Below are 24,307 nucleotides of genomic sequence, written 5' to 3'. Positions count from 1 at the left end.
TGCCAGCGGCCAAATGTTCTGACGTTCGGCCCTGCGCTTTAGAAGTGCCAGCGGCCGAACATGTACAGCACGTTGCCCGCGCCGGATGCGCCGGGAATGTAGGTGGCGTAGAACATGGCGTCTTTGTAGCCCGCGCCCACCAGCGGCAGGATGCCGGGGAACGGCACGTAGCTCATGATGTCGTGCCGCGCGGTAAGAAACACCGTGTAGCCCGCGCCCAGGCGGAAGTTCTCGCTGACTTGTCCGATCTTCAGGAAGCCGTAGCCGGCAATCGGTTCGACCTTGCTGTGCGAATCCAGGAACGCCATGGCGTACAGGCCCTGCCAGTCGCCGTCTTCGTCGTAGATGCTGCGGCCATAGCCGCCGCCCCACGCCAGTTCGTTGAAGCTGTCGATTTTCTCTTTGCTGTACATGGCGCGGTTGTGCCAGGCGTAGCCGGAAACGTAAAGGTCGTGGCCGCCTTCGGTCCAGATCTGGTCCAGGCGATTACAAGCGGACTGCGCCCAAGAGGGCATATTTTCACAAGCTTGAGCGGTGGCGGCGAAAGTCGAGAGCAGCAGGCAAAGGATCGCTGCCCGGATGTTGGCGGTCATTACGGGTACTAAGGGATGAAGATGACAATTCCATGACTTTACATGGAGTCACGGGCGTATCCCTGTCAGACCGCTGTCATGAAACGACGTTCGAATGCATCTGCCCGCTGAAAGCGGGCAGATGGCAAACATAGATTAAGAATTCTCTGTGGCGGCCAAGCTACAGCAGGAAGAGCGTGGCCAGGCCCAGGAAGATGAAGAAGCCAAGCGAGTCGGTGGCGAACGTCAGCAGTACCGACGAACCCATCGCAGGGTCTTTGCCGAAGCGGGCGCGCAGCATCGGCACCAGCACGCCGACGGACGCGCCGACCAGCATATTGCAGATCATCGCCGCCATCATGACGAGTGCGATCGAGATCGAATGCGAGATCACCCACGCGAACAGGGCGGCCACCAGGCTGCCGCACAGGCCTACCAGCAAGGTCACAAACAGCTCGCGCTTGACCAGCTGCCACAGGTTGCGTCCGGTGATCCGGCCCATGGCCAGCGCCCGGATGATCAGCGTCATGGTCTGGTTGCCGGAGTTGCCGCCAATGCCGGCCACGATGGACATCAGGAAGGCCAGGATGACGATCTGGCTGACCGTGCCTTCGAATTGGGATGCCACGAAAGACGCCGTGGCGGCGGTACAGAGGTTGAACAGCAGCCAGGGGGCGCGGTTGCGCAAGGCGGTGCTGACGGGGGCAAAGATGTCTTCTTCTTGCAGACCTGCGCGCGACAGCGCCTGTTCTTGCGAGTCTTCACGCATCACGTCCACCACGTCGGCGATGGTGACGCGGCCGATCAGGCGGCCCTGGTCGTCCATCACGGGGGCGGACACCAGGTCGTAACGTTCAAACGCGCCGGCGGCGTCGGCGTCGGAATCCAGCGGGTTCAGCGCCAGGAAATCCGAATTCATGACGGCGCGCACCTCGGTTTCGGGTTCGCTGACCAACAGGCGCGACAGCGGCAGAATGCCTTGCAGCTTGTCCTGGCGGTCCACCACGAAAATCTGGTCGGTGTGGTCGGGCAGCTCGTGCAGGCGGCGCAGATAGCGCAGCACCACTTCCAGCGTGACGTCTTCACGCACCCGGACCATTTCGAAGTCCATGATCGCGCCCACGCTGTCTTCCGGATAGCCCATGGCTTCCAGCAGCTGTGCGCGTTCTTCTTCGGTCAGGCCCTTTTGCACTTCCGCCACCACGTCGGGCGGCAGGTCGGGCGCCAGGTCGGCCAGCTCGTCGGCGTCCATGTTGCCGGTGGCGGCCACCAGGTCTTGCCGGTCCATCGCTTCAATCAGCGATTCCCGCACCCAGTCTTCGACTTCCAGCAGCACGTCGGCGTCGTGCTCGGGGCTGACCAGCTTCCAGATGGCTTGGCGTTCGTCCTTGGGCAGCGATTCCAGGATGAAGGCGATATCGGCCGGATGCAGGCCGTCGAGCAGCGTCTTGAGTTCGGCCTCGTGCTGGCGGTGCACCAGGTCTTCGACCAGCGTGGCCTTGGCGTCGCCTTCTTCCTGGCGATGCACCAGATCGGCCACCAATTGCTGGCGGCGCAGACGTTCCTGCACTTCGGCCAGGGCGGTCTGTGCGTCTTCCGGGTCGAGGCGGCGGGGCGTCGCGGGCGGTTTCTGCGCGGCGGCGGACTGCGTCATGCGTTACGGCTCAAAGAGTGGGGAGGGGGCGGCTGCGCCGCGCTTCGTCGGTGGCGACGTATGTCAGGGTGGCCTCGGTGACCTTGACGACTTCGGCGTCCAGGCGCTGGCGTTCCGCGTAGACCTCGACCGACACCGTGATCGACGTCTTGCCGGTCTTGACGATGGCGGCGTAGAAGCTGAGGAGGTCGCCCACGAACACGGGCTCTTTGAACTGAAAGGCGTTGACCGCGACGGTGGCCACGCGGCCAGCGGCGCGGCGGGCCGCTGGAATGGAGCCGGCGATGTCGACTTGGGACATGATCCAGCCGCCAAACACGTCCCCGTGGATATTTGCGTCGGCCGGCATCGGCATGACGCGCAATACCGCGTCGCGATCGGCGGGCAAGGTCGTAAACGGGGATTTGTTGCTGGAGGTCATGCGGCCGACTCCACTGCTAGGGAACCAGCCGATTATGCAGGAAAAAAGCGACTGCGGCGTGCATGGACGAGCGGCCGCCGCGCTTTGCAGCGGCGGCCGCGCGGTTCAGGTGGCCAATTTGACGATGCCGTAGCCGCCAACCAACAGCCACGCGTACAGGATCAGGCCCAGGGCCATCACGCGGGGGCCGGCTTTCTTGATCTGGGCAAAGCGGGTTTCGATGCCCAGCGCCGTCATGGCCATGGTCAGCGCAAAGACATCCAGGCGGCGGATGGCGGCGATGGCGTCGGCGGGAATGATGTTCAGCGAATTGATGATGGCCAGCACCAGGAAGCCGACCGCGAACCAGGGAATGGGCAGCTTAGCGCCCTTGGCCTGGCCGCCCGCCTGGCTGGCGGCGCTGCGCAGGTACATGCCCAGCACCAGCAGCACCGGCACCAGCAGCGCCACGCGGGTCATCTTGACGATGGTGGCGACTTCGGTGGTGGCGGGATCGATATTGCTGGCCGCGCCGACAACCTGCGCCACTTCATGGATGGTGCCGCCGATATAGATGCCCAGCGCCTGGGTATCCAGGTTGAGCCAGCCTGCGTGATAGAGGATGGGGTACAGGAACATGGACAGCGTGCCGAACAGCACCACGGTGGCCACGGCCACGGCGCTCTTGTGCGGGGCGGCGCGCAAGGTCGGTTCGAACGCCAGCACGGCGGCCGCGCCGCAGATGGCGCTGCCCGCTGCGGTCAGCATGGCCGTGTCGCGATCCAGGCCCAGCATGCGCTGGCCGACCACGGTGCCAATCAACAGGGTGCCCAGCACCACGGCCACAGAGACCGCCAGCCCCGGCAAGCCCACGGCCGCGATCTGCTGGATGCTGATGTTCAAACCGTAGAAGGCGACGGCGATGCGCAGCAGGCGCCGCGCGGTGAAGTTCACGCCCACGCCCCAATCCGCCGGCATGGTGCCGCGCAGGAAGTTGCCATACAGCATGCCGCAGACAATGCCGACCACCAGCGGCGAAAAGCCCAGCTGGCGAATGGCGGGCAGGTCCGCCAGCTGCATGACGGCCGCAGCCATCAGGCCGACGAACAGCACGCCGTTGAGTTTGTCGCGCCAAGGGGTGGCGGTGGGGGCGGCAGCCGTTGCTGCGGCAGCCGATGCTGCGGCAGCCGGGGCTGCGGCAGCCGGTGCTGTGGCGGCCGATACTGCGGCGGCGGGCGCCCCAGCTGTCGAAGCGGGAAGCGGTACTGCGGTGCTGGTGGTGGTGCTCATGATGGCCCTTTGGGCATATCTAAATAACTTCCCGAAATATTAGATGTGCCACTACTATTTGAAAAATCTTTATTTTGAATATGTAATATCGGAAATTCTGATAATTAGCTTGCCTATGACCCCTGATCAATTGCTGACCTTCGCCTGCGTTGCCGATACCGGCAACATCAGCCGCGCCGCGCAAGTGCTGCATTTGTCACAGCCCGCTGTGTCTGGCCAACTGCGCATGCTGCAAGAATGGTTTGGCGAACCGCTGTACCGCCGCAGCGGCCACGGCATTGCATTGACCGAGGCCGGCGAACGGCTGGCCGAGCAGGCCCGGCAACTGCGGCAGGTGTATCGGCAGGCGCAGGCGGTGCGGGAATCGTGGCGCGGCCTGGAAACCGGCGCGCTGCGCCTCGGCGCCAGCACCACGCCCGCCAGCTATCTGTTGCCGCGCCTGGTCGCCGATTTCCGCCACAACTTTCCCGCGGTCAGCCTGCACCTGTCAGATGGCAACACGCGCGAAATCGTCGAGCGGCTGCCCGCGCTGGATCTGGCGTTTATTGAAGGGGATGTGCCCACGGGCCTGTCGGCGGATACCGCGGTGCACGCTTGGCGGCAGGACGAAGTCGTGGCGATCGTGCGGGCGGATCACGCGTTGGCCAGCCAGGGCGCGGTGACGTTGCGCGACCTGGCCGCGTCGCCATTGGTGATGCGCGAACCCGGCTCCGGCGTGCGCCGTCTGGTCGAACGCGCGTTTGCGGATGCCGGGCTGGCGCCGTCGGTGGGGCTTGAGCTGGCGGGGGTGGAAGGGGTGAAGCAGGCGGTGCGCGCGGGGCTGGGGGTGGGCTTTGTATCCGTCATGTCGATGCGGCATGAGGACGGTGCGCTGGCGGCATTGCGCTTGTTGCCCAAGCCGCTGACGCGCACGCTGAGCATTCTGGTGCCGCATGCGGATGCCGCGGCCCGCGCCGCCGAACGCTTTTTGGCGATGTGCCTGGCGGTCGGGGCGGCGGAGGGCGGGTAGGGCGCGTAAAGCTCAGGCCTTGGCCAGACGCTTCAACGCCAATTGGACCCAGTACGTGCCGCCCAGCGGCAGCAGGTCGTCGTTGAAGTCGTAGCTGCCGTTGTGCAGCATGCAGGGGCCCAGGCCGTGGCCGCTGTCGCGGTGTTCGCCCGTGCCGTTGCCGATCCAGACATAGCAGCCCGGCAGTTCCTGCAGCATGAACGCGAAGTCTTCCGCGCCCATCGTGGGCTGCACATGGTCGTTGACGTTGGCCTCGCCCACGATGTCACGCATCACATCGGCGCAGAACGCCGCTTCTTCAGCGTGGTTGATCGTGGGCGGGTAGTTGCGCTGGAACGTGAATTGCACGTCGCAATCCATGGCAGCGCAAGTGTGGCGCGTGATCTCTTCCATACGGCGTTCGATCAGGTCCAGCACGTCCAGCGTGAAGGTGCGCACCGTGCCGCGCAATTCGGCGTGATTGGGCACGACATTGTCGGCGCTGCCGGCGTGAATCTGCGTGATGCTGAGCACCGCCGCGTCCAGCGGATTGCGGTTGCGCGTGATGATGGTCTGCAGCGACTGCGCCAGCTGCACGGCCGCCATGACCGGGTCGATGCCCAGGTTGGGCATGCCAGCGTGCGTGCCCTTGCCCTTCACGAGGATCGAAAACTCGTTGCTGGACGCCATGATGGGGCCGGGCGTCACGCCGAATTGGCCGGTTTTCATGCCGGGCCAGTTGTGCATGCCGAACACCGCTTCCATCGGGAAACGCTTGAACAGGCCGTCATCGATCATGCGCTTGGCGCCGCCACCGCCTTCTTCGGCGGGCTGGAAAATCACGTAGACGATGCCAGCAAAATCACGGTGTTGCGACAGATATTGCGCCGCAGCCAGCAGCATTGCGGTGTGGCCGTCGTGGCCGCACGCGTGCATCTTGCCTTCGTTCTGGCTGGCGTGCGCAAAGGTGTTGACCTCTTGCATGGGCAACGCGTCCATGTCGGCGCGCAGGCCCACGGCGCGTTCGCCCGGCTGATTGCCGCGAATGATGCCGACGACGCCCGTGCCGCCCAAACCGCGGTCGACCTCGATGCCCCATTCTTCAAGCTTGGCCGCGACCACATCAGCGGTGCGGAATTCTTCGAATGCCAGTTCAGGATGCGCGTGGATGTCGCGTCGGATCTTGGAAATGTCTTGATGCCAGGCGACGATGGGTTCGAGCAGTTTCATGGGGAAAGTCAGGCGGAATTGGGGAACGCAACAAGGTTATCATCAATCAAAAATCTATTTAATGGAGACAAATACCATGACGCGTCCGTGGCTTGCCCATTACCCGAAGGGGGTTCCGGCGGAGATCTCCACTGAGGGTTATTCCTCGTTGGCCGACCTGCTTGACCGGGCCTGCAAACAATATGCGTCGCGTATCGCCTGCACGGCGATGGGCAGCGACATCACCTATGCGCAGCTGGATCAATATGCGCGCGGCTTCGCAGGCTGGCTGCAAAGCCTGGGCCTGCCCAAGGGCGCGCGCGTGGCGCTGATGATGCCAAACGTGCCGGCGTATCTGGTCGGCATGCTGGGCACGTTGCGCGCCGGGCTGGTCGTGGTGAACGTGAACCCGCTGTACACCGCAGACGAACTCGAGCGCCAGCTGCAAGACAGCGGCGCATCCGTCATCCTGATTCTTGAGAACTTTGCCAATACCTTGCAGGCGGTGAAGAACCGCGGCCAGCTCAAGCACATCGTGGTAACCGGCCCGGGTGATTTGCTGGGCGGGCTGAAGGCGCCTCTCGTCAACTTTGTGGCCCGCCACATCAAGAAGATCGTCAAGCCCTGGCGCATCGACGGCGCACACAATTTGCCGGCCGTGCTGCGTGATGGGGCGCGTGCGCCGTTCACGCCACCCGCCTTGTCGATGGACGATGTGGCGGTGCTGCAATACACCGGCGGCACGACGGGCGTGCCCAAGGGCGCGATGCTGTCGCACCGCAATCTGGCGGCCAACGTGTTGCAGACGGAAGCCGTGGCGCAGCCCGTGGTGCACGATCTGGCGCACACGCAGCTCACCATCATCAGCGCACTGCCGCTGTACCACGTGTTTGCCATGACGGTATGCGGCCTGTACGGCCTGCACGCGGGCATGCGCAACGTGCTCATCATCAATCCGCGCGATCAGCCGTCGCTGATCAATGCGTGGCGCAAGGTGCCGATCAATCTCTTCCCGGGCGTCAATACGCTGTTTAACGCGCTGGCCCATAACGAAGACTTCGCGAAGCTGGATTTTTCGGCGTTGCGGCTGACCTTGGGCGGCGGCATGGCGGTGCAGCAGTCGGTGGCGGAGCGTTGGCTGAAGATTACCGGCCGGCCGCTGATTGAAGGTTATGGCTTGTCCGAGACCTCGCCCGTGGCCACGGTGAACCCCACCGACGCCACGGCGTATTCAGGCTCGATCGGCTTGCCGCTGCCTTCCACCGATGTGGCCATTCTTGATGACGCCGGCCATGAAGTGCCGCTGGGCGAGCGCGGTGAAGTGGGCATACGCGGGCCGCAGGTGATGCTGGGGTACTGGCAGAAGCCCGAAGAAACGCGGCAGTCGATGACGGCCGATGGCTACTTCCGTACGGGCGACATCGGCATCATGGACGCGCAAGGCTATACGCGCATCGTCGACCGCAAGAAAGACATGATTGCGGTGTCCGGCTTCAAGGTCTATCCGAATGAGGTCGAGGCCGTCGTGGCGCAAATGCCGGGTGTTCTGGAGTGCGCCGCCATCGGCGTGCCAGACGAGCACTCGGGTGAAGCCGTGAAGGTGTTTGTCGTGAAGAAGGATGCGTCGTTGACCGAGGCCCAGGTGCAGGACTGGTGCCGCGAAAAACTCACGGGCTACAAGCGCCCGCGCTTCGTGGAATTCCGCGAAGAATTGCCCAAGAGCAACGTGGGCAAGATCCTGCGCCGAGAACTGCGCCCCGACGCGCCGGCCAAGGCGCCCCAGGACGCTGCGGCCGCCTGATTGGCGTTATGCCGCGTCAGACGGCGGGTTGTCCAGGTGCGGGGCGACCATGTCATGCAGGGCGCGTTCGATAGCGGGGTTGCCCGCTACGACGCGTCCGCCGATCGGCCAGGGGTCAAGTTTGTGCATGTCTGTGCAGGTGCCGCCCGCTTCGCGCAAGATCAGCGTGCCAGCGGCCACATCCCACGGCGCCAGGCCCATTTCCCAATACCCGTCGTAACGGCCGCAGGCGGTCCACGCCAGGTCCAGCGCGGCCGCGCCCATGCGGCGCACGCCGCGCGCACGCTTGATGGCGTCGTTCAGCATGGGCATGTATTGGTCGGCGAACGAAAAGTCGCGGAAGGGGAATCCGGTGGCCAGCACCGAATCTTCAATCGTCTGCGTGCGCGAACACTTGATGCGCCGGCCGTTCAGCCAGGCGCCCATGCCATACACCGCGGTGAACAGCTCTTCGCGGTTGGGGTCGTACACCACGCCGATGACGGGGGTGTCTTCCTTTAGCGTTTCCGTGGCCGACACCGCCGTGCCTGCGTGGGCGATCAACGCAATCGATACGGCGTAGTGCGGGATGTCGTGCAGAAAGTTGGTGGTGCCATCCAGCGGGTCGATGTACCAGGTGGCGATGCCTTGTGGCTTGCCGCCCGTTTCTTCGGCGACGATGCCGAACTTGGGCGTTCGCGTTTGCAGCTCCTGGATAATCACGGCTTCGGCCTCGCGGTCCGCTTGGGACACGAGATCGTTGCGCGCCTTGCGGTCGATCACGAGATCGGCGCGATGGTGCGCGTAGGATTGCAGAATGGCCGCGCCAGCATGCGCCGCCGTGACTGCCGCATCGATCGCGGCGCACAGGTCGATGGGCTGGGCCAGTGAGCGGGGCTGATCATAGGTATCCATGTAAACCAGTGTAAGCCCAGCAATGCGTCAAACCCGTGGCAGTGGCGCGAAAGGCGGATACCGCGTGGCGTCCATCCAACGCCCGCGCGGGCGACGATCGATCATTCGCGCTTGTCTCAACTCTGATTATTTCCTCGGAATTCCATGTCCTCGTCTTATCTGCCCCTGACCCCCGCCGTGACGGACATCAATGCTGACGGCACGCTGTTCAGCCCCTTGTATGACGATGTGTATCACTCGGCAGCGGGGGCGTTGGGGCAGGCGGAACACGTGTTTCTGCAAGGCAACGGTCTGCCCGAGCGCTGGCGGGGGCGCGACGGGTTTACCGTGTGCGAGACAGGGTTCGGCCTGGGGCTGAACTTTCTGGCGCTGTGGAACGCCTGGCGCAATGACCCGCAGCGGCCTGCCGCCCTGCATATGGTGTCGATGGAGGCGCATCCCTTCACCCGCGCGAATCTGGTGGCGCAGTTGGCGCGGTATGCGCCCGCGCCGCTGGCGGAGCTGGCGCAAGCGCTGTCGGCGCAATGGCCGGCGTTGCTGCCTGGCCTGCACCGGCTGGAGTTCGAAAATGGGGCGGTCACGCTGACCCTGGGGTTTGGCGACGCGCAGGGGTTGGCGCGGCGCTTGAACGCGCGGGTGCATGCCTTTTTTCTGGATGGCTTCGCGCCCGAACGTAATCCCCGAATGTGGGCCACGCCCCTGTTGCGCGATCTTGCCAAGCTGGCGGCGCCCGGGGCAACGGTTGCCACCTGGGTCTGCATGGGCGAGTTGCGGCATGCCTTGCAGGGCGCCGGTTTCGACGTGGCGTGCGCGCCGGGGTATGGCGGCAAGGGGCACATGACCGTGGGCACGGTTCGCACGCCGGGCAGCGCGGCAGCGGCCCCGCGCGCGACAGTCAGGCATGCCGTGGTGGTGGGGGCGGGGCTGGCGGGTGCGGGCATGGCGCAGTCGCTGGCGGGGCGGGGATGGCGCGTCACCGTGCTGGATGCCGGCCGGGCGCTGGGCGCGCCCGCGCATGCGGGCCACGTGGCGGCGGCGCTGACCCCCGTGATTGCGCGTGACGACAACGCCCGGGCGCGGCTGTCGCGCGCGGGCAGCCAGCGCGCCGAGGCCCGCTGGCAAGGGCTGGCCGATGGCGCCGCGCCGCGTGTCTGCGGCACCGTCCAGGTCGAGCGCGATGCAGGCAAGTCCGCAGCGCTGGCCGGCACCTTGGAAACGCTGGCGTTTCCGTCTGATTGGGTACGCATGGTGGACCGCGACGAGGCCAGCGCGTTGGCAGGTCTGCCGCTGGCGCGTGGCGGCGTGTTCTTTGCGCAGGGGATGCTGGTGCAGCCGAATCGTCTGATCGATGCGCTGCTGCAAACGCCGGGTGTGACGGTCGTGCCCGCCAAGGCAGCGCGGTTGGAACCGGTTGGGCAGGGCTGGCGCGTGCTGGATGAGCAGGGCCTGGAAATCGCGCATGCCGAAACCGTCATCCTGGCCAACGCCTTTGGCGCGCAGGGGGTACTGGCCGGCAGCGGTCTGCTCGACCCCTTGCCGCGCATTGCGCAAATGCATGCGCTAGCGGGCGAAGTCACCCTGGTGCCCGCGGCCTCGCTTGCCGGCGGCCCGCGTTGCATTGTGGGGGGCGAGGGCTATCTGCTGCCCGATGTGGGCGCGGGTTGCGTGGTGGGCAGCACGTACATGCACGGCGCCACGCAGACGCAGGTCAGTGCGGAAGGCCAACGCGTCACGCTGGACAAGGCGGCCGGCCTGCTGAGCGGTCACTTTCCCGACTTTGATGCCTTGGTGCCGGGGACGTTGCCGGGCTGGGCCGGATGGCGCGCGGTGTTGCCGGGGCGCTTGCCTGCCGTGGGCGAGTTGCCGCATGCTAAGGGCGTGTGGCTGGCCGTCGGCTATGCCTCGCGAGGGCTGTCTTGGTCGGCATTGATGGGTGACGAGATTGCCGCTCGGCTGGCAGGCGAGCCCGGTTTGCTGGAAACCGATCTGGCCCAACTTGTTTCACCGCGATGAAAAAAAGTCGGGAGCTTGAGGAGGCTGTCAGTCAGGTGGCGTAGAATTGCAGTAATTGCCAGGATTTGGCGCCAAATAGGCCGCTTTGGGCTCAAAATTGGCGTTTCGGCCACGCACGGCATCCGCGCCGATTCGTGTCAGCCGAGGGCTTTATGCCCCCTTTTTTGGATGAGATTGCCGTCCAAAAGAGGGACCGAGTTTATTTCAAAGCTCAAATCCGTCAAAATAGCGTCTTTTGATGGTTTTTGGCTTAAGCCGGGGGATGCTCTGTGCCGCCCAAGTTCGACTTTGCCCATACTACCCAGCTCGATAATATCGAGCTGCTGACGTCCCGCCCCAGTCGCTTCGATTTCGATGCGGGCGATGGGTTGCACCTGGTAGTCGAGGCGCATGCGCCTGGTGTTTTTCGCCTGCGCTGCGGCGAGGCGAACCACCTGAATGATGACAAGCCCAGTGCGCGTGCGCGCGCTGTGGCCGAGATGCTGCTCGCCCGCCAAGAGGCCGTGGGCGAAGCCGCCATTGCTCCCCGCGAAGGGGGCGACGGTTGGCGCATCACACAGGGCGATGTTGCCCTGGAAATCCAATCGAACCCTGTGCGCGTTGCGATCTATCGCAACGAAGAACGGGTGTTTGAATCCGAGGTTTCCGCGCATACGCCCGCATTCGGGCATAACGCGCTGGACCAGGACGACAGCGCGGTCTGGACGGCGGGGTTCACCCTGCAGGCCGACGAGCGCGTGTTCGGCCTGGGCGAAACCCCGGGCGATCTGAACCGCCGCGAAGAATCGGTCGTTTCCGATGACCCCGAGCACCGCGCCTTGCCGCTGGCATGGAGCCCGCGAGGCTGGGGCGTCTATGTGAACACGATGCGCCGCATTGAACATTCGGTGGGCGTCGCGCCTGCGGATTCGGCCTACGTGCTGACCGTGGACGACGCCGTGCTGGACTTGTTCCTGTTCGCCGGCGAACCCGCTGAAATCCTGAACCAGTACACCGCACTGACCGGCCGAGCCGGCCAGCCCGTGTTGTGGGCGATGGGCGCGTGGCTGCAACAGGCCGCAGGCGAAATGCCCACGCAGACGGTCGCCTTGGTGGCCCGCATGCGCGAAAACCAGATTCCGGTTGACGCCGTGACGCTGGCGCAGCCGGCGGCCTGGGGCTTTCAGGCAGACAAGGCCGTGTTCGAATGGGACGCTCAGCGTTTCCCGGACGCCAAGCAGATGCTGGCCCTGTTCCACAAGCACAACGTGCATGTCGCGGCCTCCGGTTTCCCCGGCGTGCTGAAGACCAGCCCGCTGTTCGAAGAACTGGAAGACCGTGGCTGGCTGCTGGCCAAGGACGACGGTTCCGCGCAGGTGTTTGACGGCAACGCCGCCACGTCGGGCCAGCCTTACGGCCTGCTCGACCTGACGTATCGCGACATCTACAACCTGTGGGTTGAGCGCCATCGCCAATTGGTGGATGACGGCCTGGACGCGCCCGCGTGCGACGCCCAGATCGCCATTCCCGATGGGGTCACCGCCCGCAACGGCGAAACCGGCCCCGCGCTGCGCAGCATGTATCCGCTGCTGGTGCGCCGTGCCTTGTTTGACGCCGTCGCCGGCCTGAAAGTCCCGCCGGAAGGCGTGGTGCCCAGCGCTGACCTGTTCCCCGCCGCGCAACGCCTGCCGTGGCAGGTGGGGCCGCAGGCTGAAAACACCTGGGACGGCTTGCGCCATACCTTGCGTACCGCCTTGTCGATTGGCGCCAGCGGCCTGCCCGTGCAGGTGCATGGCATCGGTTCGGCCTCGCGCGACCGCTCGGGCATGACGTCCGAGCTGTACCTGCGCTGGCTGACGGTGGGCGTGTTCTCGGCAAACTTCTCGTTCCAGGGTGTTGAAGGCTTGATGCCTTGGGACTTCGGCGAAGAAACGCTGGCGCAGGCCCGTACCTGGATGCAATGGCGCTATCGCCTGGTGCCCTATGTGTTGGGCGCCATCGAAGATTCGGCCCGCACCGGTTTGCCGGTGCAGCGTTCCATGGCCCTGTCGTTCCCGAACGACCCGCATGCCCACGAATGGGACTTGCAATACCTGCTGGGCCCGGCCCTGCTGGTGGCGCCGGTCACCGAACCGGGCAAGCAGGTGCGCGTGTATCTGCCCAAGGGCGAAGCCTGGTGGGATCTGAACACGGGTCACCGCTATGAAGGCGGCACCACCTGGACGATCGACTGCGAGCTGGGCCAGTTCCCGGTTTTCGGCCGCGAAGGGCACATGCTCTGTCTGGGACCGGCCGCGCAGCATACCGGCGAGTTCAATTCGGCGCGCATTCTGGACGAAGTCTGGATGTTCGGCATGCCGGTGCATAACCCGGTCGTCATGCGCAACAAGATCCGCGTGATGCAAATGCAGGGCTCCAGCTACATCAAGGGTCTGGAAGGGCTGCGGATTTCGCCGTCCGAAGGCCTTGAGGTCAAGCGCCGGGGCGCGGAAGTCCGCATTTCGCGCGCTCGCTGACAACGACGTGGCCGGTTGACCGGCCACCGTTATAAAAGGGGCAGTCAGGAAGGCTTTCCTTCCTGACTGCCCTTTGCGCCTTTTTGGTTGCCGCCAGATCGCAGCAGGGGTCATAGGCGCCGTCGGGGACGCCGCAAGGCGATGACGGCGCACTATATTACTTATAGTTATTAAAAATGGAAAAAACGGTCGTTCTCTTTAGAAGAGAAAAGATACAAAATCGCTTGCCATGATTCACATCGAGAACCTATCCAAGACCTATGCCACGCCGCATGGACAATTCCAGGCGCTGCGAGGCATCAACCTGCACATCGAGCAGGGCGAGGTCTTCGGCATCATCGGCCCCAGCGGGGCCGGTAAAAGCACGCTGGTCCAGTGCATCAATTTGCTGGAGCGCCCCAACGAAGGCACGATCGCCATCGGCGGGCAGCAGCTCACTGGCCTGAACGAAGCGCAACTGCGAGCCCAGCGCCGCCGTATCGGCATGGTGTTCCAGGGCTTCAACCTGCTGGCGCGCCGCACGGTCTACGGCAACGTGGCCTTGCCGCTGGAAATCGCCGGCGTGGCCAAGGCCGAGATCCCGGCTCGCGTCGAACGCCTGCTGGCGTTGGTGGGCCTGGAGCATCTGCGCGACCGTTATCCCAGCCAGATCAGTGGCGGCCAGAAGCAGCGCGTGGGCATTGCGCGCGCGCTGGCCAACAACCCGGACGTGCTGCTCAGCGATGAAGCCACGTCCGCGCTGGACCCGGAAACCACGCACAATATTCTGGCGCTGCTGCGCGACATCAACCGCAAGACGGGTGTGACGGTCGTCATGATCACGCACCAGATGGAAGTGGTGCGCGAAGTCTGCGACCGCGTCGCCGTCTTGTCGCAAGGTGAAGTGGTGGAAGTTGGCAGCACGCGCGAAGTGTTCGCGCAGCCGCGCCACGAAGTGACGCGCGGCATGGTGTCGGCGGCCACCGCGTCCGACCTGACCGACGCCACGCTGGCCGCCGTGAAGGAACGCATCGCCACGCTGGCCGCCGCCAAGCCGGGCCAGGCCGTGCGCCTGTTGCGCCTGTCCTTGACCGGCACCGATGCGTCGGGCTCGTTCCTGTCCGACCTGGCCAAGCAGTTTTCGTTGGACGTGGGTCTGGTGCAGGCCCGCGTTGAAGATATCCAGGGCGTGGCAGTGGGCACGATGTTCGTGCTGGCCCAAGGCGCGCCCGCCGCGGTCAAGGACGCGATTGCCGCGTTGGCCGCCCGTGACATTACCGTTGAAGAAATAGCTCATGAGTCCGCAACTGATCGACCTGCTTATTACGTCGCTGCTTGACACCTTGTTGATGGTGGGTGTGGCCAGCGCCATCGCGGTGGTCATCGGCATTCCGCTGGGCGTGACGCTCACCGTGACCGCGCGCGGCAACATGCTGGAGAACCAGCCCGTCAACCACGTGCTGGGCGCCATCATCAACGCCACGCGTTCGGTGCCGTTCGTGATCCTGATGGTTGCCATCATCCCGTTCACGCGCCTGGTTGCGCAGACCTCCATCGGCACCACGGCCGCCATCGTGCCGCTGTCGGTGGCCGCGATTCCGTTCATGGCCCGCATTGCGGAAAACGCCATGCGCGAAGTGGACCCGGGGCTGATCACCGCGGCGCGCGCCATGGGCGCATCGCCGATGCAGATCATCATGAAGGTGCTGCTGCCCGAAGCCTTGCCCGGCCTGATCGCCGCCACCATCGTTACCGTGGTCAGCCTGATCGGCTATTCAGCCATGGCCGGCGCCATCGGCGGCGGCGGCTTGGGTGACCTGGCCATCCGCTACGGCTATCAACGCTTCCAATCGGACGTCATGGCTGCGGTCGTGATCGTGCTGATCGTATTGGTCCAGGCGATCCAAAGCCTTGGCGACCGCTTCGTGCGCCGCATGTCGCATCGCTGATTACTAAGACGCCCATTCTTTCTTCTCTCTACTTCCGTTATTCGGGAACTCGCATCATGAGCATCAAGGTTTTGAAGTCGCTGGCCGCGTTCGCCCTGGGCGCCGCCGTTTTCGCCCAGCCCGCGCTGGCTCAGGACAAGCCGCTGAAGGTTGGCGTGACCGCCGGCCCGCACGCCCAGATCTTTGATGTGGTGAAGGCCGAAGCCGCCAAGCAGGGTCTGAATATCCAGATCATCGAATTCACCGACTACGTGCAGCCCAACGTTGCACTGGCCTCGGGCGACCTGGACGTCAACAGCTACCAGCACCAGCCGTACCTGGACAACGCCAACGCCGACCGCGGCTACAAGCTGGTCAGCATTGCCAAGACTGTGATTTTCCCCATCGGCATCTACAGCAAGAAGATCAAGTCGCTGGCTGAGCTGAAGGACGGCGCGCGTATCGCGCTGCCGAACGACCCGACCAACGGCGGCCGCGCCCTGTTGCTGCTGCAAGCCAATGGCCTGATCAAACTGCGTCCGGAAGCCGGCCTGAAGGCCACGCCGATCGACGTCGTCGAGAACAAGAAGAAGCTGCGCTTCATTGAACTGGACGCCGCCCAACTGCCGCGTTCGCTGGACGACACCGACGCGTCGGCCATCAACACCAACTTCGCGCTGGAAGCCGGCCTGAACCCGACCAAGGACGCCATCGCCCAGGAATCGCCGGATTCGCCGTACGCCAACGTGCTGGTCGTGCGTGAAAAGGACAAGGACCGCCCCGAGCTCGCCAAGCTGGTCAGCATCTATCACAGCCCGGCCGTGAAGCAGTTCATCGAAACCAAGTACAAGGGCGCCGTGGTGGCCGCCTGGTAAGTCCAGGTTCACCCCAGCCCAAGAACGGCCGCCTTGCGCGGCCGTTTTTCATGGACGATGAAGCGCGCACATTCGGAATGTTCATGGCGGATCTTCGTCAAACCTTTTGACAAGTTAAAAAAAATCCGCCATAATTTCTGGCTTCGGTCGGGCTGATAGCTCAGTCGGTAGAGCAGCGGACTTTTAATCCGTTGGTCGCGAGTTCGAGTCTCGCTCAGCCCACCACCAAACACCCGCAGTATCAAGAACTTACGCCGCTATCACTAGCGGCGTTTTTTCTTTCTGTTCCGACTTTGACCAAAATTCGACCGTGTTCGAATGGTGGGCCAAGTGCGACGGGGCCAAATGGGCATAGCGTTGAACCATGTCCAGCGTCTCCCAACCCCCCAGATCCTTTAGGACCATGAGTGGTGTTCCGGCTTGTACATGCCAGCTGGCCCAGGTATGGCGAAGGTCGTGGAAATGAAAGTCGTCAATCCCGACCTCGGCGCACGCACGACGCAAGCAGCGAGCATCGACCTGGCTGATCTTCCGCACCACACCATCTCTTGATGGCCGTTCGAAGACAAACCTCTTGGCTTTGGGAATCCGGCGCTGCAGCACTGCCATCGCGTCCGCGTTGAGGGGCACCGACCTGGCATAGCCCGATTTCGCCTCTTCCGCAATGACCCATGCGTTTCGCTGGGGCATATCCACGTTGCTCGGCCTGAGCGAAAGCAATTCGTCTTCCCGCATGCCAGTCGCCACGGCAACGAGGCTGACATCGCGCATCCACTCAAGCGTCATCGCGCTTATCAGCCGACCGATGACGGATGGGGGCTCCCATCGCACACGATTATCGGGTTCAACGAACTCCGAAAATTTCGGGCACTTGTCGATCCAGTCCCAGTCTTCACATAGCTTGAGCATCCTGCGAAGCGTGGCTAGGTAGCGATTTTTGGTCGCTGCACTTACCGGCGTGGGTTTGCGATGCTTATGGGTAGTATGCGTCGGCAGTTTGTCCGCGATCTCGTCGAATTTTAAAGAGCGAATGGCACGTCCAGAGAACTGACTACGCCAGTACGCAACGTGCCGGACCTTGCTGTCATAGTCGCGTAGTCCGTCCCAAAGTCGAAGACAACGCACCGCGGCCTCTTCAAAAAAGCGGTCGGGTTGCTCGCCAAGCTTGGCTTGACGCCAGAGGTCGGCTTTCAGCTTGTCGTGGTATTCCTGCGCGGCTTGCCTGTCCGTCGTTCCAGAAGAACATCTAACTCGCGGGACGCCTGGGACGCGGATATCAACTTGCCAAATACCTGAGGTTTCATCTTTGCGGATGGGCATTGTGCATCTCCCACAACCCGCAGCGATAGCTGGGTGACATTGTTGTTCTTTTCCGAAAATGCAGCAAGACGCGAAGGCCAGATGCGCCATGCGCCCCTCGCTCTAAGCTGAAAACCGAGCTCTTTGCGATAGCTGAAGATGGTGCTGTAAGAGATGTTGAGGCGCATTGCAGCTTCTTGCAGCGTGAGCGCCGTTTCATCCATGTTCTCTGCCGGAGGCATGGAAGACATACGAACTCCTTTATCGGGCCGTGAATGTATCGGGGTGTGCCAGGAAAGGTAGGATGCTATTGGCGCCGCTGGCGGATGGCATCCTTGAACTCCGGAAGTTCGGCTTCCAGTTTGAACAGCAACGCGAGAATAGCGATGGCGACTGCGCCCAGACCCTCCTCGCCTTTGACAATTGCGGCCCCTGCGAGAATCGACCCCAAGATGGTGAAGACGCTGGACGCAAGCAGCGAAATGAACTTCGTCATAATGGAAAGAGGTCCTTCATAGTTTGGGCAGAAGAACGGAGTAGGCGAAATAGCCGAACCCGATAATGGCTTCGCTGAGCACCAGGATCCAGGCGGCGCGCGTCTTGGTTATCGTCGCGTATCCCACTGTGCCCACGAACACCAGGGCGAGAATTTCAAATCCAGTGATCATGTTGTGACTTCGATGCCTCCATAGGCAGAACCGGCTACAGCCACAGGATGAGGTAAGTCGCTACGGCGCAGATGACGCATACACCGAGGTCGCGTACAAACTCTCTTCGCCCCGACAAAACCACGGAGATGCACAGAATCAAGATGGCCGTCGAATACGAGAAGATGATGAATAGACGCTCCAATCCGGCCTGAGCCCGCTCGGGCCACGTTCCCGAATTCATGACAAATCCCATCAGAACCGTGGCAACTAGGATTGAGAAAAATACGAAGGCCTCTCTCTTCGAACCTCGAATTCCGCCGTTCATGCATCCCGCAACTGACACGCCTACGAGCAAGCAGAGAGCCAGAATTGTCGAATGTTGAATCATTAGTCCACCTGGCGTGAATTGAGGGGTGCGGGGAAATCCGGAACGGGATCTCCGATTGAGGCGTTCCAAGCCCACCAACCGCCCTTTCCGTATGTCTCGTCGTAGTGCGCGCCTTTTTCGACCTTGCGCGCCAAGTACTCGGGCGTGTTCATGCCCCATACCTCCAATGGTGCTGGCGTCTGCCTGTCGCGCAACCAAAAGTCTGGGAAGGCTGCGTCTTCGCCAGCATCAAACCGCAGCGGCTTTTCGAACCGACGCTTTTCGGCCACGAGCTTTTCAGCGACCAGAGCCTCGTAGCCTGAATCGACTGGTATCCAGTCGCGCGTTGTCTGCATCAGGGCGATATCGACAACCTGCGCGCGCATGCTGCCGCCAGAGGACTTGGGTGGATCAGTTTGTACGACAGCGATGACGGCATTCCCAGCCCGCCACGAGTCGATTTCTCGGGCAAAGCGGCGCTCCAACGGTTCCCAGACGTTCTCATCGAGGTTCAGGTACGGGATTCCATGAAACCCCGCTATAGGCAGCGTGGCGCTTCCATCCATTCCCTCTTGGTGCTGTGCGAGAGGTGCAATTACAACCAGGCGCCGTCGTTGAGTAACCGCCTCCAGAGCCTTGGCCTTGTTGTGTCCAGCTTGCTGCCCGCTCGCGGTTGGCGTGGCAATCACGAGGTTCTGCGCTAGTCGCACACGCCCCGCGTACGTAGTCATTGCCGAGCGCATCAGGTGGTAATGCACCACTCCAAGATTGCGCTTTCCTTCCATGCCTGGCGACCACGCGTGCAGTCCAGCCTGCGTCCAAAGAAAGTGCAGGAGACCGAGCAGTGTCATGCTGGCTTGACCGGTTCGCGGGCGCGTTGCAGGCATCGGCGGCGTAGCGGCGGACGAGGCGTCCCCTTCTTCTGGGGCGGCTGTCGCACGCTGTTGAAGCCCGACCTTCAGCTTAATCTTGACCGCGCCGTCGTCGAGTTCCTGGACCACTCCGCGTCGGTATGAACCAAGACCGGACATGCTGGGATCTACGCCGTAGTAAACGCAGTCTTCGCTGTGCTCTGATCCTGTTTCTGGAAAGCGGGCAAGGTGGAACCGATCAGAGTTGGAACGGCTGTGGATCGACAAGCGCCGTTCGCCCGATCCAGGGCAAGTACACCTCACGTCTGCCTTGCCATGCGCCATCAACAGTACGCGTTTCCAGCCGTCCTTGAACTGATCAGCCGTTTGAAACTCCGACGAGTACGGTCGGGTCATTCCGGCTAGCGTGACCTCCACGGTATATATCTTTCGATCCATCAGTGGTCTCCGCCTTCGATCGCCGCGTGCACGCTAAGGATGAGAATTCCTATGACGATGGAGCCGTGCATAACGGCCACTGCGATCTGTTGATAGATGTTCAGTCCGCTGAAAGTGCCGTACGAAGCGTACAGGGCGACGTTAGCGACAAGGAAAATCACCAGGCCCGCGATCAGCGTGGCATCAAGCCAGAACAAGCTCGTAGCCTTACGCTTTGATGCGCCAGGCGCTATCGGGGCTTCTCTTTCCCTCATGCCATAACTGACCAACCCGGCCCAAGTAGCGCATGCGACGCAGATTAGTCCCACGGAGACAGCTCCCCAGAACCGTCCGCCCAGGGATACCAGCCACAGAACAGTTGCCCATTCTTCAATTAGCTTTCCAACCGTGGCCAGAACCACGACGATCAAGGCCAGTCCCATTGCGACCTTTATCGCGGACGAAGCCATTAACGTGCTGTTTGGATTTCGATGAGGGGGCTGCTTCTTACGCAATTTGGCGTAGGAGTAAAACTCGTACGACGCATAGCCGGCAACGAGGATCACGGATACGCCCCCCCAGATAATCATGTGCTCTTTCATTGAATTTCCTTGTGGGCAATGGGCGATATCTCCGGCGTTGCGAGTTCCGAGGCGCGAACGTACACAGATTTCTTCCCGCCGCGCAATCCCGCGAGCGTCGACATCAACGCAAGGGCAATTAAGAGTTGAGCATCCTGCAGGATGGCCGTGAGAGCTTCTTGAAATGCCTCTACGGGATGAACATCGTGGCTGTGCGCATGCCAGATAGTGGTTCCGAGAATGGTCAGGGCGACAAATGCAAGAAAGTGCGCGGTGGCACTCCTTGTTAAGGCCTTCAACCATCGCTGGTTGGTTGCGCCGCTCCCATCAGCCTGACTGCAAAGTTGATACTTGCTGTTGAAGTCGCGCTTTCTTTGAAGAGCGTTCATTTGTGTAGACCTCCGTGAGATGGAGTCATGTGCCATCCGAATCGGAGCGCTCGATTTCCGTAGTGTTTAGCAGCTAAACACCGGGAAAAATCCTGGTGAACGCCGATTCGGATGCCGCCGTCGAGATACCACAACGTTGGCGGCTTCCTGCCGACTTGCACGGCGCAGGCAAGTTGAGACCCTGCCCAGTGTTCGCCCAACACGTTATTCGCCACGTGAGGCATGTCCTGCTTAGGCGCTCGTTTGAAAAGCCCGACCTCGCAGTAGCGGTCAGTCGGTTCACTTCAGCAGGGAAGGAAAACAAGTCCATTCACTGCACGAGATCAATGCGCCTGCCAGGCTCTGCACCTGGCCGGATTTGTACGTCAGCGCTGTTGCCAACGAGCTTCACGGGCCTCGTCTGGCGCATTGATTCTTGCCGCTTCTTTGCGTCCCTGGGGCTTTCCATACTCGCGGCCGCCTCCCCTCCAAGCACCCCCAAAGGTTGTGCGGGACTGAATTGCAAAGTTAGGTTTTGAAAGAGCTTGTACTGCTATACCGTACAACAATAGTACGGCTAAACAATACATCGCGTCAACGGATGCAGAGAAATATTGGAGAGTTTGTCAGCTGAAGTCGCGTAGATGCAACTGCGCGCTTACGTATTTCGTAAGTGGTTACACGAAGGCCAAAAAAGAGTTGGCACTGGTTGCAGGCTCCCCGTTGGTGGGGACAGTGTGGGGCTTTCGCTGATGAGAAGTGAAAACCGGCAGGCCGGATGCCTAGTGGTGGGGTCTTCCGGTGGTTCCGGTCTTGCGGGGGGATGGGTCGTCAGCGTGAGCGTGCCTAGCCAGCTTCGCCTCGATCATGGCAAGGGCTGCTGAGATTGCAATCAACAACTCATCCAGCTGCTGCGGCGGCAATGCAACTATCCGCGCTCTCTCAATGGGGTGAAGAGGCCAAGAGGCTTCCTCGCGTCCGGTGAGTAAGAATTCGACCGACGTATTGAGTAGGTGGGCAAGCTTAATGAGTCTGCGTGCGTCGGGGTACGTCCGGCCATTCTCCCAGTCGGAAACCGACGAGCGCTGGATGTCAAAGTGCTCCCCGATCTGCTGCAGGGTGAGACCTCGCTCAACGCGAAGCTTGCGGATGCGTTCGCCGAAATCGTGCATGCGCGAAGCCTAGCACTTGCGCGAATGGTAAAGCCGTCGATAAAATGTACGGTAAAACAATACACAGAGGTCTTTCACTATGCTCGCCCATTCAGAAGCACAAGCCACGGTACGTACCGCAATCCGCAACGCGGGCGGCGTAACCAAATGGGCACGCCGCTTCGGAATCACCCGTGGATCGATCTACGAATGGATCGACCGCGCAGAAGTCCCTTCCGACCGCGCAGTAATCATCGAGCGCGAGAGCTTCGGGCTGGCAAAACGCCAAGAGCTTCGACCAAACGACTACTGGGACTGGTGGCCCGATCTACCCCGTCCCGAGTAACGCCTGCTCGTTCTACAAGCGGTCACGTATTTGCCTATCCGCACTGCACGCAGCGGCCGACGAGTTTAGCCGCTAAACGATACCTACATCTCTTCTATGAGGAAGTTCATGAGTATGAAAACTGCGGTTGTTGCTCAGGGAAAAGGCGGCGTCGGCAAGACGGCTAACGCCGTTCACATTGCATTTCATGCGGCCGAAGAAGGCCTCAAAACCCTTGTGGTCGACCTGGACACTGGCAACCTTTCGAAGACGATGCGCCAGCATCGGCTGGAGGTGCCGGCGAGCTCGCTGTTTCTTGATGAGTTGCCGTCCATACCGGAGGTCCAAGGACCGATCGCCCTGTTGCACGCGGATCGGTTGCTGGCAAATGTGATCTACATGCCAGTCGAACGGGCGCTAAAAAATTTCCCGGTAAATCTGCGCGAGTTTGAGAAGCGGGGGTTCGACCTCTGCGTGATCGACACGCCTGCCAGCATCGGGATCGCCACCATTACTGCACTGCGCACCGCCGATGCGGTGATCAGTCCGGTCGAGATGGAGGACTACAGCATCGAAGGCATCAAGGACATGATGCGCGTGATCGTCGGTGCCAAGCAGCACAACCCGAAGCTCCATTTTTTGGGGATCGTGCCGAACCGGGTTGACCGCCGTAATCCGCGCCAGGTCAAACATCTCGCGGAGGTGCAAGCTGCCCATGGCAAGCTTCTGGCCCCCGTCGTGGTGGGCCTGCGCACCAGCGTTGCAGAGGCATTGGCGGCAGGTGAACCCGTGTGGAAGAGCAAGAAGACTACCGCGCGCGCTGCGGCCGCAGAGATGCGCGCCCTCGGCAATCACGTCCTGCAAACGATGGGGGTGGCGAAATGAGTTTAGCCGCTAAACAAGGTGGTAGCGATCTCGATCTGGCAGGCTTGGGCGACCTCGCCTCGTTCCTGGACGGCCCCCAACGGCAAGTCGGCGAACCCGACCTGTTCGACATGGACATTATCGACGAGGACCGCAACGTCCGTCTGGAGTACAACCCGGGGTTGAGCAAAGAGAGCATCGATGAACTTCGCGAATCGCTGCGACGCGATGGAATGTTGAGCCCGATTTCGCTCCGGCCGAACCCGGCTCGTCCTGGTCGGTATCTGATCAACTTCGGTCACCGACGCTTTCGTGCGGCCAAGGCTGAAGGTTGGCGCCAGGTGCCTGGGATCATCCGGCAAAAGTTCGATCGCTTCGCACAAATGGCCGAGAACATGAAACGCGAAGGCATCACCGCTCTTGAGGTTGCCGAGTTCATCCGCGACGAGTTGGCGGAGGGCAGAACGCAGAGCGAGATCGCTGTCGGGCTTGGAAAGTCGAAGGCCTGGGTCACCCAACACGCAAAGATGCTCGATCTGCCGCCTGCGGTGGCCGAAGCCGTCGCCACGGGAAAAGTCACGGACGTGACGCTGGCCAGCGAGCTGGCCGTTGCTCATCGAGAAGATCCGCAGGCTGTCGCAGATCTGCTAAACACCACCGAGACGAAGCCGACGCGGTCAGCAGTGAAGGCGATTCGCAAAGCCGCAGGGACCAAGGAAGTGTCGCCAGAAGCACCGTCGGACGAGACGTCACCGTCATCACATAATGAGGCGACAGCCCGCGCGGTAGCCGCGCAATGCTCGACCTACGTATTCCTGGCAAACGAGCCGAGCTCCCCGCCCGCAGACGGCGCACTCCCGCCTCGCTCAACATTCGTGTCGACCGCCGGCGAGATCCCTGCAGAAGTGAAGGCGGAGTTCCAACGCCGTCGGAACGTGCTCGAGCAAGAGCAGCGTGACGCTGCCAATCCCGCGCTGCGACAAGCCGGCATGGACTCCTTGAATCGGCTCATCGAAATTGCTCGACGAGACACCAACCAGAGCAAGCGCGTGGCGGACTTCCTGCTTGCCTGGTGGAACGCAACAAGCTGCGGTGGTTTTGATCTGTCGGATCTGTGGAGCGTGGACAAGGAGATTTACGACGACATGTCTTCAGTCATTGCCCTGGTCCGGCGCTGCCGATCCTATCCAGACACGCTCAGCACCACCGTACACGAGGCGTTCAAGGAGCTAGTAAAGATCTGGAGGCCCCAGCTCGTTAATGAATGACAAAGCGTGCCGATGTTTAGCGGCTAAACCGCAAGTATCGACCCTAC

Annotated in this window: 24 protein-coding genes and 1 tRNA gene; 11 read left to right on the top strand and 14 right to left on the bottom strand. The window is 62.2% G+C overall.

What is annotated here, in order from left to right; translation table 11 throughout:
* Positions 1-38: 38 nt before the first annotated feature.
* The 4 genes from pagP to AC1DB0_RS23530 all read right to left on the bottom strand — a co-directional run bounded on the left by pagP (position 39) and on the right by AC1DB0_RS23530 (position 3,916).
* Positions 39-593 carry a lipid IV(A) palmitoyltransferase PagP gene (pagP, locus tag AC1DB0_RS23545; protein ID WP_054420469.1) on the bottom strand — a complete coding sequence of 185 codons (555 nt, stop codon included), beginning with the start codon at positions 591-593 and terminating at the stop codon, positions 39-41.
* A 160-nt stretch (positions 594-753) separates the two neighbouring features.
* Positions 754-2,226 carry a magnesium transporter gene (gene mgtE / locus AC1DB0_RS23540; protein ID WP_342066869.1) on the bottom strand — a complete coding sequence of 491 codons (1,473 nt, stop codon included), beginning with the start codon at positions 2,224-2,226 and terminating at the stop codon, positions 754-756.
* 10 nt (positions 2,227-2,236) lie between these two features.
* Positions 2,237-2,647 carry an acyl-CoA thioesterase gene (locus AC1DB0_RS23535; protein ID WP_054420472.1) on the bottom strand — a complete coding sequence of 137 codons (411 nt, stop codon included), beginning with the start codon at positions 2,645-2,647 and terminating at the stop codon, positions 2,237-2,239.
* A gap of 105 nt (positions 2,648-2,752) precedes the next feature.
* Positions 2,753-3,916, bottom strand: a complete 1,164-nt coding sequence (locus AC1DB0_RS23530; protein ID WP_476757904.1) for a YeiH family protein — start codon at positions 3,914-3,916, stop codon at positions 2,753-2,755.
* Positions 3,917-4,031: 115 nt separating this feature from the next.
* Between AC1DB0_RS23530 and AC1DB0_RS23525 the strand changes: the two genes are divergently transcribed.
* Positions 4,032-4,925, top strand: coding sequence for a LysR family transcriptional regulator (locus AC1DB0_RS23525; protein ID WP_476757903.1), 894 nt, complete (start codon positions 4,032-4,034; stop codon positions 4,923-4,925).
* A 12-nt stretch (positions 4,926-4,937) separates the two neighbouring features.
* Here AC1DB0_RS23525 and AC1DB0_RS23520 read toward each other — a convergent pair whose 3' ends face one another.
* Positions 4,938-6,134, bottom strand: a complete 1,197-nt coding sequence (locus AC1DB0_RS23520; RefSeq protein ID WP_476757902.1) for a M20 aminoacylase family protein — start codon at positions 6,132-6,134, stop codon at positions 4,938-4,940.
* Positions 6,135-6,210: 76 nt separating this feature from the next.
* Between AC1DB0_RS23520 and AC1DB0_RS23515 the strand changes: the two genes are divergently transcribed.
* The gene (locus AC1DB0_RS23515) at positions 6,211-7,914 is read left to right on the top strand and encodes an AMP-binding protein (RefSeq protein WP_175171841.1); all 1,704 of its coding nucleotides are present in this window, start codon (positions 6,211-6,213) and stop codon (positions 7,912-7,914) included.
* 6 nt (positions 7,915-7,920) lie between these two features.
* Here the strand turns inward: AC1DB0_RS23515 and AC1DB0_RS23510 are convergent, their stop codons facing one another.
* A complete protein-coding gene (locus tag AC1DB0_RS23510) occupies positions 7,921-8,808 on the bottom strand; it encodes an inositol monophosphatase family protein (RefSeq protein ID WP_054420479.1) in 888 nt (295 codons plus the stop codon).
* A gap of 144 nt (positions 8,809-8,952) precedes the next feature.
* Between AC1DB0_RS23510 and mnmC the strand changes: the two genes are divergently transcribed.
* Positions 8,953-10,821, top strand: coding sequence for a bifunctional tRNA (5-methylaminomethyl-2-thiouridine)(34)-methyltransferase MnmC2/FAD-dependent 5-carboxymethylaminomethyl-2-thiouridine(34) oxidoreductase MnmC1 (mnmC, locus tag AC1DB0_RS23505; protein ID WP_476757901.1), 1,869 nt, complete (start codon positions 8,953-8,955; stop codon positions 10,819-10,821).
* 137 nt (positions 10,822-10,958) lie between these two features.
* On the opposite strand, the gene AC1DB0_RS23500 is transcribed toward mnmC, so the two are convergent.
* Positions 10,959-11,213, bottom strand: coding sequence for a hypothetical protein (locus tag AC1DB0_RS23500; RefSeq protein ID WP_254600780.1), 255 nt, complete (start codon positions 11,211-11,213; stop codon positions 10,959-10,961).
* Between AC1DB0_RS23500 and AC1DB0_RS23495 the strand changes: the two genes are divergently transcribed.
* From AC1DB0_RS23495 to AC1DB0_RS23475, 5 genes are all read left to right on the top strand, one after another.
* Positions 11,136-13,316 (top strand): glycoside hydrolase family 31 protein, encoded by a 2,181-nt coding sequence (locus AC1DB0_RS23495; RefSeq protein ID WP_342066877.1) that lies wholly within the window; start codon positions 11,136-11,138, stop codon positions 13,314-13,316. The genes AC1DB0_RS23500 and AC1DB0_RS23495 overlap by 78 nt on opposite strands.
* A 229-nt stretch (positions 13,317-13,545) precedes the next feature.
* Positions 13,546-14,634 carry a methionine ABC transporter ATP-binding protein gene (locus AC1DB0_RS23490; protein ID WP_175171847.1) on the top strand — a complete coding sequence of 363 codons (1,089 nt, stop codon included), beginning with the start codon at positions 13,546-13,548 and terminating at the stop codon, positions 14,632-14,634.
* Positions 14,591-15,244, top strand: a complete 654-nt coding sequence (locus AC1DB0_RS23485) for a methionine ABC transporter permease (RefSeq protein ID WP_054420487.1) — start codon at positions 14,591-14,593, stop codon at positions 15,242-15,244. The genes AC1DB0_RS23490 and AC1DB0_RS23485 overlap by 44 nt, the downstream gene beginning before the upstream one ends.
* Positions 15,245-15,300: 56 nt before the next feature.
* Positions 15,301-16,098 (top strand): MetQ/NlpA family ABC transporter substrate-binding protein, encoded by a 798-nt coding sequence (locus tag AC1DB0_RS23480; protein WP_054420489.1) that lies wholly within the window; start codon positions 15,301-15,303, stop codon positions 16,096-16,098.
* 149 nt (positions 16,099-16,247) lie between these two features.
* A tRNA-Lys gene (locus AC1DB0_RS23475) sits at positions 16,248-16,323 on the top strand.
* A gap of 24 nt (positions 16,324-16,347) precedes the next feature.
* Here the strand turns inward: AC1DB0_RS23475 and AC1DB0_RS23470 are convergent.
* The 7 genes from AC1DB0_RS23470 to AC1DB0_RS23440 all read right to left on the bottom strand — a co-directional run bounded on the left by AC1DB0_RS23470 (position 16,348) and on the right by AC1DB0_RS23440 (position 21,824).
* Positions 16,348-17,418, bottom strand: coding sequence for a tyrosine-type recombinase/integrase (locus AC1DB0_RS23470; protein ID WP_447577057.1), 1,071 nt, complete (start codon positions 17,416-17,418; stop codon positions 16,348-16,350).
* 286 nt (positions 17,419-17,704) lie between these two features.
* Positions 17,705-17,893: a hypothetical protein gene (locus AC1DB0_RS23465; RefSeq protein WP_447577058.1), complete on the bottom strand. Its 189-nt coding sequence runs from the start codon at positions 17,891-17,893 to the stop codon at positions 17,705-17,707.
* 16 nt (positions 17,894-17,909) lie between these two features.
* The gene (locus tag AC1DB0_RS23460) at positions 17,910-18,065 is read right to left on the bottom strand and encodes a hypothetical protein (protein WP_447577059.1); all 156 of its coding nucleotides are present in this window, start codon (positions 18,063-18,065) and stop codon (positions 17,910-17,912) included.
* A gap of 369 nt (positions 18,066-18,434) precedes the next feature.
* The gene (locus AC1DB0_RS23455; protein WP_447577060.1) at positions 18,435-19,724 is read right to left on the bottom strand and encodes a DUF1173 family protein; all 1,290 of its coding nucleotides are present in this window, start codon (positions 19,722-19,724) and stop codon (positions 18,435-18,437) included.
* Entirely contained in the window at positions 19,724-20,305 is a 582-nt protein-coding gene (locus tag AC1DB0_RS23450) for a hypothetical protein (RefSeq protein WP_447577061.1), read from the bottom strand. Before AC1DB0_RS23450 ends, AC1DB0_RS23455 begins: the two co-directional genes overlap by 1 nt.
* Positions 20,302-20,673 carry a hypothetical protein gene (locus AC1DB0_RS23445; RefSeq protein WP_476757900.1) on the bottom strand — a complete coding sequence of 124 codons (372 nt, stop codon included), beginning with the start codon at positions 20,671-20,673 and terminating at the stop codon, positions 20,302-20,304. The genes AC1DB0_RS23450 and AC1DB0_RS23445 overlap by 4 nt, the downstream gene beginning before the upstream one ends.
* A 761-nt stretch (positions 20,674-21,434) precedes the next feature.
* The gene (locus AC1DB0_RS23440; protein ID WP_447577063.1) at positions 21,435-21,824 is read right to left on the bottom strand and encodes a helix-turn-helix domain-containing protein; all 390 of its coding nucleotides are present in this window, start codon (positions 21,822-21,824) and stop codon (positions 21,435-21,437) included.
* Positions 21,825-21,903: 79 nt separating this feature from the next.
* Here AC1DB0_RS23440 and AC1DB0_RS23435 point away from each other — a divergent pair, with 79 nt between their 5' ends.
* The 3 genes from AC1DB0_RS23435 to AC1DB0_RS23425 all read left to right on the top strand — a co-directional run bounded on the left by AC1DB0_RS23435 (position 21,904) and on the right by AC1DB0_RS23425 (position 24,260).
* On the top strand, positions 21,904-22,149 hold the full coding sequence (locus AC1DB0_RS23435; protein ID WP_175171857.1) for a Cro/CI family transcriptional regulator: 246 nt from the start codon (positions 21,904-21,906) through the stop codon (positions 22,147-22,149).
* Between the two features lie 108 nt (positions 22,150-22,257).
* Positions 22,258-23,013 carry a ParA family protein gene (locus AC1DB0_RS23430; protein ID WP_254600774.1) on the top strand — a complete coding sequence of 252 codons (756 nt, stop codon included), beginning with the start codon at positions 22,258-22,260 and terminating at the stop codon, positions 23,011-23,013.
* Positions 23,010-24,260, top strand: coding sequence for a DUF7673 family protein (locus AC1DB0_RS23425; protein WP_447577064.1), 1,251 nt, complete (start codon positions 23,010-23,012; stop codon positions 24,258-24,260). The genes AC1DB0_RS23430 and AC1DB0_RS23425 overlap by 4 nt, the downstream gene beginning before the upstream one ends.
* Positions 24,261-24,307: the final 47 nt, after the last annotated feature.

It is taken from the genome of Achromobacter sp. 10T422 (assembly GCF_056394065.1).
This window is presented reverse-complemented; position numbering and strand designations above follow the sequence as displayed.